This is a genomic window from Aureimonas jatrophae, assembly GCF_900104035.1.
GTDB classification, from domain to species: Bacteria; Pseudomonadota; Alphaproteobacteria; order Rhizobiales; family Rhizobiaceae; genus Aureimonas; species Aureimonas jatrophae.
In genome coordinates this window covers 251,125-264,569 of sequence record NZ_FNIT01000005.1, presented here as the reverse complement: position 1 = coordinate 264,569, position 13,445 = coordinate 251,125, and the positions used below count along the sequence as shown (strand labels likewise).

Annotated in this window: 6 protein-coding genes; all 6 read right to left on the bottom strand. The window is 70.3% G+C overall.

Annotation, left to right across the window (positions count from 1 at the left end):
- Window positions 1–39: 39 nt before the first annotated feature.
- The 6 genes from addA to ahcY all read right to left on the bottom strand — a co-directional run bounded on the left by addA (window position 40) and on the right by ahcY (window position 13,393).
- Window positions 40–3,636 (bottom strand): double-strand break repair helicase AddA, encoded by a 3,597-nt coding sequence (gene addA, locus BLQ76_RS13035; protein ID WP_090673895.1) that lies wholly within the window; start codon window positions 3,634–3,636, stop codon window positions 40–42.
- Window positions 3,633–6,758 (bottom strand): double-strand break repair protein AddB, encoded by a 3,126-nt coding sequence (gene addB, locus BLQ76_RS13030; protein WP_090673893.1) that lies wholly within the window; start codon window positions 6,756–6,758, stop codon window positions 3,633–3,635. Before addB ends, addA begins: the two co-directional genes overlap by 4 nt.
- Window positions 6,759–6,923: 165 nt before the next feature.
- Entirely contained in the window at window positions 6,924–7,697 is a 774-nt protein-coding gene (locus BLQ76_RS13025; protein ID WP_090673890.1) for a nucleotidyltransferase family protein, read from the bottom strand.
- 13 nt (window positions 7,698–7,710) lie between these two features.
- The gene (gene tsaE, locus BLQ76_RS13020; RefSeq protein ID WP_090673887.1) at window positions 7,711–9,261 is read right to left on the bottom strand and encodes a tRNA (adenosine(37)-N6)-threonylcarbamoyltransferase complex ATPase subunit type 1 TsaE; all 1,551 of its coding nucleotides are present in this window, start codon (window positions 9,259–9,261) and stop codon (window positions 7,711–7,713) included.
- Window positions 9,258–11,633, bottom strand: a complete 2,376-nt coding sequence (locus BLQ76_RS13015; protein WP_244519608.1) for a sensor histidine kinase — start codon at window positions 11,631–11,633, stop codon at window positions 9,258–9,260. The genes tsaE and BLQ76_RS13015 overlap by 4 nt, the downstream gene beginning before the upstream one ends.
- A gap of 359 nt (window positions 11,634–11,992) precedes the next feature.
- Complete coding sequence (gene ahcY, locus BLQ76_RS13010) at window positions 11,993–13,393, bottom strand: adenosylhomocysteinase (protein WP_090673881.1); 1,401 nt, start codon at window positions 13,391–13,393, stop codon at window positions 11,993–11,995.
- Window positions 13,394–13,445: the final 52 nt, after the last annotated feature.

The following is a 13,445-nucleotide window of genomic DNA, read 5'->3' as shown; positions in this document are numbered from 1 at the left end:
TCCGCGTCCCCGCATAGGTAGATGGGGGCAGGCACCGGTTCAAGCCGCGTGGGCGGCGGCCTGTGCACGCGCGGCGCGTGCGGCCAGCGCCTCGTCCAGCGCCTCGGGCGGCACCGGCATGAGGAGCGGCCCCTCGGTGAAGAGCAGCGATGTCCTGATCTCCAGGGCCGGGAAGAGGGGGCGGACCAGTTCGCGGTAGAGGGCGAGCTGCAGGCGCATGGCCTCCGGCACCTCGCTGAGCGATTCAGGAAACGGTGCGTTCGTCTTGTAGTCGAGGATGTGGACAACCTCGGGCCCGACCGCGAGCCGATCGATCGCACCGTTCACCGCGTAGGTGACGCCGCCGAGCTCGATCTCGCCCGCGACCGTCACCTCTGCCCGGCTACCGTCTGCAAACAGCGCGCCGTGCGCCGGGTCGTCCAGCACCGCTTCCACGGCCGCCAGCATCGCGTCGCGCTCCTCGTCCGAGAACTCCGCGCCGGCACGCTGCAGATAGGCCGCGGCGGTCGGGTGACGATCCTCATGCGGCAGTTCGGGCAGGACCTGGAGCAGGCGATGCATGAGGCGCCCGCGCTCCAAGGCCAATCGTCCGTTGAAGCCGGGAAGCGATGGTTCGGTATCGGCGACGATCTCGATGCGGCTCGCCCCGCCCGCCGTGGAGGGCGTCAGCGGACGCGGCGGCAAGGGCTCGGGATCGAGCTTCCAGAGGTCGACGGATCGCACGGACGCCTGTGGCTCGGGCGCGAGCGCTGGGGCATCGATCCGCTCGTCCGACTCCTCGCCGATGCGCAGGGCCAGCAGCTCGTCGGTCTGCGGATCCCGGATCTCGCGCGCGCCGTCGCCTCCCAGCGCCGCGCGCACCCGCATCGCCCACGATGCCTCGTCCGGCCCGCGCTGACCCGCAATGCCGCAGACCACGAGGCGGTCGGCCGCGCGTGTCAGACCCACATACAGGAGGCGACGGTATTCGTCCTCGGCGGCCTGCCGCTCGACATCCTGCAACTGCTCGACGACGGCGTTGCGCGCACCCTTCTCCGGGCACCACAGGAAGCCAGGCGCCGCGCCCGCCGGGCAGCCGGGCATGCCGGTCCACTCCATGAGCCGCGCGCCGTGCGTGCGACTGAAGGGAGCCGAGCCCGGATCCACCAGGAAGACCACCGGCGCTTCCAGGCCCTTCGACGCGTGCGCGGTCATGATGCGCACCTCGCCGCGCCCGTGATCCATCTCGCGCTTGATCTCGGGCGGTGACGCCTCGAGATCGGCAAGAAAGGCGTCCAGCCCGCCGCGTCCGGCCTCCTCCTCCGCAAGGGCGAGGTCGAGAAAGGCGTCCACCACGGTGCCCGCCTCCGAGCCGAGGCGACCCACCAGCGCGGCACGCCCGCCCTCCGGCCCAAGGATGCGCGCGAAAAACGGGAACACCGTGTCGAAGCCCGAGCGCCTACGCAGCTCCTCCAGGCGCTCGAAGCTCGTCCGGCACAGCGCAAGGAAGCGCGTGCGCTCGGCCTCCGGCACGAAGGGCGGCACGAGCGCCGCGCCGCGCGGCCGCGCGAGGCGACGCAAGGCCAAGTAGAGCGACTCGGGTCGCTTGGGGTCGCGCGACAGGGCCAACGCCGTCAGGTCCTCGTCCGTGAAGCCGAAGAGCGGGCTCTTCAGAACGGCGGCGAGCGACAGCTCGTCCTCGGCGTTGGACACCGTTCGGCCCAACGCCATCAGGTCCTGGACCGCGATATGGTCGGTGATCACGAGGCGGTCGGCGCCCGCCACCGGCAGCGCGGCCTCGCGCAGCGCCGCGCCCATGGCAGCGACGAAGCCCGAGCGCTTGCGCACGAGGATGAGGACATCGCCCGCCGTGATCGGCCTCGTCTCGCCGCGCACGCGCACCGGCTGGCCGATCCAGCGCCGGATCGTCTCGGCGATGCGCCGCGCAAGGCGGCTCGGCGGGGCCGAGGCGGGCTGGTGATCGATCGGGTCGAGCCAGTCGTCGCTGGCGACCGCGGCCGCCGGCACGAGGCTCGGCCAGACCTCGATCAGGCCGGGGTCGCTCGTGCGGGCCGAGACGTGCACGGGGGGCTCGTTGCCGCTCGACAGGCCGCGCCGGTCACCCTCGTCCCGGAAGACGCGATCCACGGCGTCGAGCACGGCCGGCACGGAACGGAAGCTCTGGTGCAGCTCGACCCGCGAGAAGGGCAGGCCCGCGTTCTTCGCCAGAGCCTCCAAGCTTCGCCGCTCGGCCGCGAACATGGCCGGCGAGGCGCCCTGGAAGGAGTAGATCGACTGCTTCTCGTCGCCCACCGCGAACACGGTTCGCGGCCGGGCGCGAGCCTGCGTCTCGCCGAAGAACTCCTCCACCAGCTGGCGCACCACCTGCCACTGGCGCGGGCTCGTATCCTGCGCTTCGTCGACCAGCACGTGGTCGATGCCCTGGTCGAGCTTGAAGTGGACCCAGGCCGCCGCCTCGCCGCGCAGGAGAAGGTCGGCCGTGCGCACGATCAGGTCCTCGAAGTCGAGCCGGCCGCGCCGGCGCTTGAGGGCCTGATAGTCGGCGTCGAGCCGCTCCGCGATGCGCAGCGCCGCGCGGCTGGCCGAAAAGAGCCGCAGCGTCGCGAGCCGCTCGGCCAGCCTATCCAGCGCATCGCCGGCGGTGGCCAGGCGTTCCGCAAAATCGGGAAAGCGGCCGGCCACCGCCTTGGTCGCGACCGAGCCCGGCTTGCGGCGCTCGCCGGCCGCCGTCAGGAGGATGGCCCCCAGCGCCTCGAAGCGCGCTTGCGCCGTAGCCGCGCTCTCGAAGTCGGCGAGCTTGCCGAGAAGGGTCGCATCGGTCGCCTTGTCGCTGTCGCCGGCCGCCAAACCCAACGCCCGGCGGAAGTCGCGGTCGAAGCCCGGCGGATCGTTCACCGCCGCCAGCGCGGTCTCGGCCGTTTCGGCCGGGTCGATGCCGAGCGCATGGGCGGTGAGCGCGATCGCCTCCTCCAGCCCGCCGGCTCCCTCGATGAAGCCCCGGATCCGGTCGCGCTTGGCGACGATCTCGCCGAGAAGCGCGTCGAGGCCCCATTCGCCGCCCGCCGCCAGCGCGTCGGCAAAGGCCAGCGCCAGCGCGCCGTCCTCGGGATCGGCGGAGCCGGGCTTCGTGCCGGTGACGAGCAGGCGACGCGCCTCCGCCAGCAGGATCGCCGACTCCGTCTCGTCCAGCACCTCGAAGTGGCCGGGAATGTTGGCCTCCAGCGGGAACTGGTGCAGCACCGCCTCGCAGAAGGCATGGATCGTCTGGATCTTCAAACCGCCCGGGGTTTCCAGCGCGCGGGCGAACAGGCGCCGTGCTTCGGCCAGCCGCTCGCCCGCATGGGACCGGCCAGGCTCCATCCGGTCGAGCTCGTCGCCCAGCGCCTCGTCCGACAAGCGCGTCCAGCCCGCAAGGCGTCGAAAGACGCGGGTCTGCATCTCGGCCGCCGCGGCCTTGGTGTAGGTGAGACACAGGATCTTCGAGGGCTCGGCGCCGGCAAGCAGCAGGCGAACGACGCGCTCCGTCAGGACGTGCGTCTTGCCCGACCCGGCATTGGCCGAGACGAACACCGAGCGCGTGGGGTCGGACGCGAGCGCCTGCGCCCGCTCGGTTTCGCGCGAGACGGCGCGGCTCATGCGTCCTCTCCCTCGTCGACGGCGGCGACGCTCCACTCGCGCGCCCGCGCCAGATGGTCGTAGGGACCGGTGAAGTCTCCGGCCAGGAAGGGCCGGGCGCGCGACAGGTAGCCCTTTTCCGCGCTCTTGTAGACCGCCGCGAGCGCGCGGAACTTCGCCAGCGCTCCGTCGGCCAGATCGTCGCCCGTCTGCGGCTCGCCGGTGCGGCCGCCCGCATGCGCCAGCCGCTCCTCCAGGAACTCGCGCTCGCGCAGCCGCACGTAGATGAGATCGGAAATGCCGCCGGGCTTGGCGCCCAGCGCCTCAAAGCCGCCGAGCCGCGCCATCGCCCCTTCCAGCGGAAGCTGCGGCGCCAGCAGCGTGCGTGCCTGGCGTACGGAGGGATGCGTGCCGGTCTTGTAGTCCACGATCTCGATCGCCCCACCGCGCAACCGGTCGATCCGGTCGGCGTATCCACGCAGCGTCACGCCGAGATCGGCGAACGTGACCTCGCCCTCGACCTCGGTGAAGCGCGCCTCGACGAAGGGCGCCCGCGTTCGCTCCCAGGCCACCATGTTGTGCGCCAGCGTTTCCATGCGCGGCCACCACACGGCCTCGATCTCGGCCGGCAGCTTCTCGCGGTCGAACAGCGTCCGGGCGATCTGCAGGAGCTTTCCTTCCGCGCGCGGATCATCGCCGCGGACCTTCGAGACGAACTCGTGCAACACGGCATGGTAGAGCGTGCCGCGCTCGGGTGCGCCGGGCTGGCGGATCAGCGGCTCCAGCGGCTCCAGCCGCAGGATGCGCCGCGCATGGACCGCATAGGGATCGCGCACCAGTGTCTCGACCTCGGTCACCGAATAGCGCGTCGGCCGTGCCTCGGCGGGTGGTCTCGGTTCGGGGCGGGTCGCCGCGCTGGCGGGCTTGGCCGCGTCGATCGCCCCGGCATAATGGAGATAGACCCGGCCACGCTCGCGCATCGCCCGCGCTTCAGCGGGGCCGGCCAGCGTCAGGATGCGTTGCAGCCAGCGCGAGGGGATGGCAGGCGCCCCGCCTGCGCGCGACGAACGAGCGAGAACGACACGCGGTGTGCCCATCGCCATCCAGATGTCGTGTGCGGCCAGGCCGATGCGGCGCTCGGGTGGGTCGAGGTCGATCTCCGCCCGCATGACGCGCGACAGGAAGGCGTCCGAGCGCGCCGCGCGCGGCCAGGTTCCCTCGTTGAGGCCCGCCAGAATCATCACGTCGACGTTCTGCAGCCGCGCTTCCAGCGCGCCCCACACGAAGACGCGCCGCGACAGGCCGCCCCGGGGCCGCACCGTCACCTCGCTCATCAGCGCCCGCACGACGTCCGGCAGCTCTTCCGGCACGAAGCTGAAGCCCGTCGAGGGGGCGGCGCCCATCTCGCGCAGGAAGTCGGCCATCGCCGTTCCCGCTTCCTCCGCGTAGAGCGGGCGCGGCTCGCCTTCCTCGTCGCGCGCCAGCGCCTCCAGCGCGGCGCGCAGCGCCTCGGCATAGTCCGCGACCTCGGTCTCGCCGTCGCCGCGCAGCGCGAGAAGCGGCCCGAGCGCGAGCCGCAGCTTGTCGGCGACCTCGGTTGCGTAGCCGCGCTCCTCGGGACCGAGCAGATCCACCGCGCGACTGGCGCGCAGGCGGTCCGCATCCTCCCGCGCCAGCTCGAAGCGGCGGATGCGGCCGCGCACGAGTTCGGGGAGCGAGAGCGCGTCCGCCGTGCCGACGCCGCCCCGCAGCGCCAGGAGCTCGATCGCGCGCGCGCCCTCGCGCGCCTGGGCTGCCGTCAGGCCCAGCCGGACCAGCGGATGCTTGAGAAGCGACAGAAGGCCGATCGGATCGCCCGGACGCAGCGCCGCGTCCAGCGCCAGCGTTGTCAGCGTTCCGGGTGGGGTGCAGCCGAGCGGGCGGCCCGCCGAGTCGTTGGCTGCGATCCCGAAGCGCTCGAGTTCGGAGACGACACGCCGCGCGACGTTGCGATCCGGCGTCGTCAGCGCCACGGTCGAGCCCTCCACGGATAGGGCATCGCGAATCGCCACCGCGATCGCGAGCGCCTCCTCGCGCTCGTCCGCGGCCTCGATCAGGTCGACGCCGCGCAGCGCCGGCCCGGCGAGCTCGCCGAGATCGCGGCTGGCCCAAAGCTCGGTTGTCTCGGCGGGACGCATCGCCTCCGACAGGAAGCGCTCGCGCGCCAGAAGGTCGCTGCCCGACGCCGGCGCGGTCTGGCGCACGCCGTCGCGACCCAGCTGCAGCGCTTCCATGATCCGGCGCAGGCCATGCTGCGGATGGCCGGGCGCTGCGATCGTGCGCGCGCGATCGATCCAGCGGAAGCTGGGCTCATCGAGATGGCAGTCCAGGCCCGGAAGCACCAGCGCGCCGTTCGAGAGCCGCGCCACGGCGCGAAAGAAGTCGAGCGTCGCGGGCGCCGTCGCGGTCGATCCGGCCACCACCACGCCGCCGCGCGAGCCGTGCCGCCGCAACCGCTCCGCCTCGCGCCGGAACCACTCGACGCGCGCCGCCGCCCGGTCCTGCAACTGCCGCTCTTCCAGGATCGCCGGCCACTGACGGGCGAGGATGTCGAGAAAGGTCAGCGTGAGCTGCCACCATTCCGCCAGGCGGTCGGGCGCAAGATTCGGCAGGGCTGCCAGACTTGCCTCGTCGTCCGTCGCCTCGTCGAGCAGCGCGGCCAGATCGTTCGCGAGATAAAGGGCGTCCGCAGCCGATGCCGGCAAAACGCGCTCCTCGCCCGTCAGGATGCGCAGGGACTGACGGTTCAGCGTCGTCTTCCAGAGCCGGACGAGCCGCGCCAGGAGCAGCCGCCGCTCCAGCATCGCCATCTCGGGCACGAGCTGCGGCGCCGGACCTAGGTCCAGGAAAGCTGCCGCGTCCTCCGCCTCGCCGAGCGGACGCACGCTCGGCAGGATGGCCGCCCGGCCGCCGAGCGCGCGCGCGAATTCGCCCTGCAGCGCCCGCGCCGCACGGCGCGTCGGTACGAGAACCGTCAGGTCCGCCAGCTTGAGCGGGTCGCCGCGAAGATCCAGGCCCGGCAGGAAGTGCCCGTCCAGAATGCCCTCCGCCAGGGTCGGCAGAAAGGGGAGGCCCGGCGAGATCGAGAAGACGTGACTGCGCATGCCCGCATCCTATCCGGGCCCGCACGGGCGTTCAAACGTCGGAGGGTCGCGCGTCTGGGCTCGGTGGGCTCCGCCCGGGTTCCCGTCCCACCGACGGGCGAGACCCCGGACTTGCCCAAGGCCGGGTCGAGGGCGCAGTCCCGTCTCGATCCCGAAGCGCCGATGTCAGGCGTACTGGACGCGTCCGGTGCTGGCCAGGAAGGCCTCGTTGGCCTCGCGCACGGCGGCCGGAGTTCCGACGGTGATCCACAGGCCGTCGAGCCGTACCCCGTAGAGGCGATCGGCCGCGATCGCCGTGTCGAAGACGCGGTTGAGGGAGAAGGTCTCCTCGGGAAGTCCCTCGAAGATCGCAGGATTCAGGATGCCGGCGCCGGCGTAGATGAAGGGGCTCATGTCGCGCTCGGCCACGCGGCGCAAGCGGCCTTCCTTGTCCATTGTGAAGTCGCCGCGGCCCTCGTAGCCGGTGGCCTGGCGCATCTCGGCGATCAGAAGGGTGATGTCGGACTTCGCCGGGTCCCAGAGGTCGGCGAGGAGGTCGAGATTATCTCTGTAGCCGTCGATCCAGAACGTGTCGGCATTGAGGAGGTAGAACGGATCCTCGCCGATCAGCGGGCGGGCGCGCACGATGCCGCCGCCCGACTCCAGGAGCTTGTCGGTCTCGTCGGAGATGATCACGTCCATGTCGCGGCGCTTGCGCAGGTGCGCGCGCATAAGGTCGGCCATGTAGTGGACGTTGACGACGACGCGCTCGACGCCGTTGCGCGCGAGCGCATCGAGACCGTAGTCGATCAGCGCCTTGCCGCGCACCTCGACGAGGGGCTTCGGGATCGTGGAGGTGATGGGTCGCATGCGCTTGCCGAGGCCCGCCGCGAGGATCATCGCGGTGCGGGGCTTGGCTGCGGGGCGGGTCACGCGGATAGCGGCTGTGGGTCGGTTCATGGTGTCGGCAAGGCTATGATGGCGGACCGTCCTCGTCCAGCAGGCGCCAGCGGCCGTAGAGTTCGGCCAAGGATGCCAGCGCCGGATGGGGAAGGGTGCGTGTCAGGTACTGTTTGAGACGGGGAATGTGACGGCGGTATTGCGGTTTGCCGTCGCGCGCATGAAGCCGCACGAAGATTCCCAGAATCTTCGTCAGCCGCTGCGCCGACATCACGGCATAGGCTGCCTCGAAGCGGAAGGCGTCGAAGCCGGGATCCTGCTGCCGGCGGGCGGCGCAGTAGCGCGCGATGAGCCGTGCTTCCAGTTCCGGCTCGACGGTGACGCGTGCGTCCTGCGCGAGCGAGGCGACGTCGTACGCGGTCGGGCCGATCATCGCGTCCTGGAAGTCGAGAAAGGCCGCGCGGCGAATGCCCTCGGCGTCCGGTTGCCAAAGGAGGTTCGGCGAATGAACGTCGCGCAGAAGCAGGTGGTGCTCGGCGTCCTCGGCAAGATCGAAGAGCGGTGCCCAGGCGTCGTCGAAGGCCGCCCGATCGTCGGGCGAGGCGGGGCATCCGTAGCGGTCCGGCCAGTACCAGTCGAGGAGCAGCGAGACCTCGATCGACAGGGCGTCGCGATCAAAGGGCGGAATGCGGTAGGCCCCGTCCGGCCCCGGAACGATCCGGGCAAGCGGTTGGGCATGAAGATGAGCCAGCGCTTCGACGCTCGCCTCGTAGCGCTCCGCGATGGGGCGTCCCTGCGCATCGAGCACGCCCTCTCGTCCCAGATCGGATAGGAGCGCGAAGCCCGCGCCCGTATCGGCACGGAGAACCGTCGGTACCGCGAGCCCATGGTCGCGCAGGGCGCCGGCGATGGCGACGAAGGGGGCGAGCGTCTGGGCGAGATGGGCGATCGCCGCATAGGGGCGGCCCCCGCGCACCGCTGGGCCGGGAACGAGGTCGGGCGAGTCCATCAGGATCAGGGACGCCGTGCCGGCCTCGACGGCCAGCGTCTCGTAGCCGCGCGCCGACGCATCGCCGCCGAGCGGTGCACGCAGCGTATCGCCGTGACCGGCCTCTTCCAGGAAGTGGCGAGCCGCGAGCGTGCGTCGGAATCTGGCGGCGGCGCGCGCATCGCCTGCGTCTATCTGCGCGATGCGTCCGCCGTTCGGCGCGTCGCGCAAACGGATGCGAAGGCTCGCCTGCCGCAGGAGATCGGGTGCCCGTTCCGGCCATTCCACCAGAAGAATGCCGTCGTCCAGAATGTCCCGCAAACCAAGCTCATCAACCTCCGCCTCGTCGCCAAGACGGTACAGGTCCGCATGGGCGGCCGGCGGCGCGGTGTCGTAGAGCTGGACCAGCGTGTAGGTGGGCGAGGGGACTTCGAGCTCGGGATCACGGGCTAGCGCACGCAGGAAGGCGCGCGCCAGCGTCGACTTTCCGGCGCCCAGATCTCCTTCCAGCGCCAGAAGATCGCCGGGACGGGCGGCGAGCGCGAGGTCGCTCGCCAGACGCCGGGTGGCCTCCTCGTCGGCCAGCGTCAGCTCCCCGATCGTGTCTGGCCCCGAGGGGGCAGGGGCAGCCGTCATTCGGCCGCGAGGTCCCGCTCGTTCCGATCCGGCGTCGCCGGGAACCGGCAGGTGACGGTGGTGCCGCGCCCACGCGGACCCGGACCGACCTCGACCCGTCCGCCATGCAGTTCCACGAAGCTCTTGACGATCGACAGGCCGAGCCCCGCGCCCGACTGGCGCCCCCCGGACGGATCGGACTCGAAGCGCTCGAACAGCTTGGCGACGGCATCGGGTGCGATGCCTGGACCCTCGTCGGTCACCGCGAAGACGACGTCGCCCTTCTCGCGCCAGGCGCGCACGCCCACCGTCGAGCCGGCAGGCGCGAAGTTGGCCGCGTTGGACAGGAGGTTGAAGAGGATCTGCGTGACGCGATGACCATCGGCACGGAAGCTCGTGCCGGCGGCCGCGACATCCACGGTCAGCGTCAGGTCTCCGTCGCGCATCCGCTCGCCCACCGCGTCCGCCGCGTGCTCCACGGTACGCGCGATATCGACGTCGCTGAGGTCGAGATCCATGATGCCAGCATCGATCGTGGCCAGGTCGAGAATGTCGTTGACGATGGCAAGCAGGGTCGTCGTCGATGTCCCGATATAGTCGAGATACTCGCTCTGCTTGGCGTTCAGCGGCCCGGCGTCGGGCGAGCGCAGCAAGGCCGAGAAGCCGATGATGTTGGTGAGCGGCGAGCGCAGCTCGTAGTTCACGTGCTGGACGAAGTCGCTCTTCAGCCGCGCGGCGTGCTCCAGCGCCTCGTTGCGCTCGCGCAGCATGCGCTCGGCGGCCCGCGCGTCGGAGATGTCGGTGAAGGTCAGCATGGTCTGCCCGTTGGGCAGGGGCACGATGCCGTAGAAATGGATGCGGCCATCGCTGAGCTCGATCTCGCCGCTGACCGCCTCGCGGCCGGTCTCGTCGAAGGCGGTGACGGCACGGGTGAAGGCGGACCAGTCCGCGCCTCCGTCGCCGGTCGGGCGTACGGATACGGCGGCGCTGGCCGCGAAGGCCCGAATATGCGGCTTGGCCTGGAGAAAGTCGGCCTGAAGCCCCCAGACCGCGGCGAACACCGGGTTCCATAGGCGCAGCCGACCGTCCTGCCCGAACACCGCGACGCCCTCGCGCAGGTAGTCCAGCGTCTCGCCCTGGAGGCGTACGAGCGCGTTCAGACGCGACTCCAGCTGAAGCTTCTCGGTCAGGTCCTCGAAGACCCAGGTCGCACCGCCACGCGGCTCCGGACTCGTGAAGACGCGCAGCGTCCTCCCGTCCGACAGGTGCCAGAGCCCGTCGGTCGGCTCGGTCGCGCGATGGGCCCGCAGGATGTCGGCCTTGACCTGGCTGAGCGGGCGGTCCTCCGGCAGAACGCCGCGTGAGCGCAGATGATCGATGATGGCCACGTGGTCGGGCCCGGCCTCCAGGAAGCCGGCCGACAGGCCGAAGAGCTTGGCGAAGGCGCTGTTGTGATAGATCAGGAGCGTGCGCTCGTCGAAGCGCGCGATGGCGGTCGTCAGGTGATCCAGCGTCTCGGCGTGCGAGCGGACGGTCTCGCGCAGCTCCATGCGGACCGTCTCGGTCTCCGAGACGTCGACGGCCAATCCGGCCGAGCCGAAGGCGCCGCTGGCGTCCACGACCTGGAAGTTGCGGCGGTCGGCCGCGACCACGGCGCTGATCTGACCCTCGAAGCGGCCCGCGGTCGCAAGGTGAGCGGCGATCTGCTGGCGCTCGCGTTCGTTGAAGAACTCGGTCTGCCGTGCCACCGCCTCAGCAACGCCCGGCGCCTCGACCGCCGCGGCATAGGCGCTGTTCACCCAGACCAGGAGACCGTCGGAGCCGCGTACCCACATGGGCAAGGGAGCGGCATCGAAGAGCGCCTGCACCGTCTCGATCATGCCGTTGGCACGCTCCAGCGCGATGCGAGCCTCGGCAACCGCCTCGCGCAAGCCCTCCATCGGGGCGAAGCGCACCGTGGCAAGGCCCCCGACCGTGCGGCCGGCTATCTCCATGGCCTGGCCGCCCGGTGCCTCGACCTCGCGGCGAAAGCCTTCAGCGCGCGCCCGCAGCGCATCGATGTCGCGCTGGAGCATCGCGGCTTCGGCAGGGTCCATCCACTCGCCGAAGCGCAGAAACGCCGCCGGCTCGGCTGGAATACCCATGGTGCGGGGCAGCACGCCGATGACGTCCGGTACGCCGACGCCGCTGAAGACAAGCAGGCGATGGCCGTCCTGGGTCAGAAGCGTGGCACGACGGTCGGACTCGTCGGTCGCATCGGCTAGGGCCATGGCAAGGCGGCGGTTTTCCGCCGCGGTGGCGGACTGCTGGCGGATCAGCCACACGGCGGCGATCATCGCGGCGCCGATCGTCAGGCTGACGAGGGCCAGATTGAGAACGGTCTCCGGTGCCAAGCTGCCCTCCGCCTCCTGCGCCTTGGCCGCGACCGGGCACAAGCACAGGAGCGCAGCTGCCAGGCAGGTCTGCAACCAGAGATAGAGGTTAGGCCGAACCCCCCGGTCCGGGCCTATCCTTGATTCGCCTTGCGTCATCCCCGACCTTCTCCGCCGCCTTTCGAGGAAAGACAGTTGTCTCCTTTGCCGCGATCCGTTCCCCAACGGTTCGTGACGCCTGGGAATTTAAACGGTGGATAACTCCACGCAAAGCGCGCGAACGGCACAGTTCGGAAAAAAGAAAATGCGCCGTGGGGGTTGCCAACGACGCATCGCAGTTTCCGCAGCCTAAAGGGGCGCTCTCGTGCCCCTTACACGTTTTAGTAGCGGTAGTGATCCGACTTGAAGGGACCCTGAGGCGTGACGCCGATATAGGCCGCCTGCTCCTGGCTCAGCGTCGAAAGGCGCGCGCCCAAGCGGTCGAGGTGAAGCCGAGCGACCTTCTCGTCCAGATGCTTGGGCAGCACGTAGACCTGGTTCTGGTACTGTTCGCCTTTCGTGAAGAGCTCGATCTGCGCCAGCGTCTGGTTCGTGAACGAGGCACTCATGACAAAGCTGGGGTGGCCCGTGGCGTTGCCCAAATTCAACAGTCGACCCTCGGACAGCAGCAGCATGCGCTTGCCATCCGGGAAGGTGACCATATCCACCTGCGGCTTGATGTTGGTCCAGGTCAGGTTGCGAAGGGCGGCCACCTGAATCTCGTTGTCGAAGTGCCCGATGTTGCCGACGATGCACATGTCCTTGACGGTGCGCATCGTGTCCAGCGTGACCACGTCCTTGTTGCCCGTGGTCGTGATGATGATGTCGGCGCTGGGAGCGGCGTCTTCCAGCGTCACCACCTCGAAGCCGTCCATCGCCGCCTGAAGCGCGCAGATCGGATCGACCTCGGTCACCTTCACGCGCGCGCCGGCCCCGGCCAGCGAGGCGGCCGAACCCTTGCCCACATCACCGTAGCCGCAGACCACGGCGACCTTGCCGGCCATCATGACGTCGGTGGCGCGGCGGATACCGTCGACCAGCGACTCCTTGCAGCCGTACTTGTTGTCGAACTTCGACTTCGTCACGCTGTCGTTGACGTTGATCGCCGGGAAGGGAAGCAGACCCTTCTTTTGCAGCTGGTAGAGGCGGTTGACGCCGGTCGTCGTTTCCTCGGTCACGCCGCGGATGGCGTCGCGCTGGCGCGTGAAGAAGCCGGGGCTCTGCGCCATGCGCTTGCGGATCTGCGCGACGAAGATCTCCTCCTCCTCGTTGGAGGGGTGGGACAGGACGTCCTCGCCCGCCTCGGCCCGCGCGCCGGTGAGGATGTACATCGTGGCGTCGCCGCCGTCGTCGAGGATCATGTTGGCGGGTTCGCCGTCCGGCCACTGGAACAGGCGGTCGGTGTAGTCCCAGTATTCCTCGAGCGACTCGCCCTTGACGGCGAAGACCGGCGTGCCGCCGGCGGCGATCGCCGCGGCCGCATGATCCTGGGTCGAGAAGATGTTGCAGGATGCCCAGCGGACGGTGGCGCCCAGCGCCTGCAGCGTCTCGATCAGGACCGCGGTCTGGATCGTCATGTGCAGCGAGCCGGCGATGCGGGCGCCCCGGAGCGGTTGATCGGCACCGAACTCGTCGCGGCAGGCCATCAGGCCCGGCATTTCGGTCTCGGCGATGTCAAGTTCCTTGCGGCCCCAGTCGGCGAGCGAGATGTCCTTGACGACGAAATCCTGTGCGGCGCTCATGACGCGTCCCCTGTCTCGGGCGGGACGCCGACGCGATGGGTCGCCGCGCCGC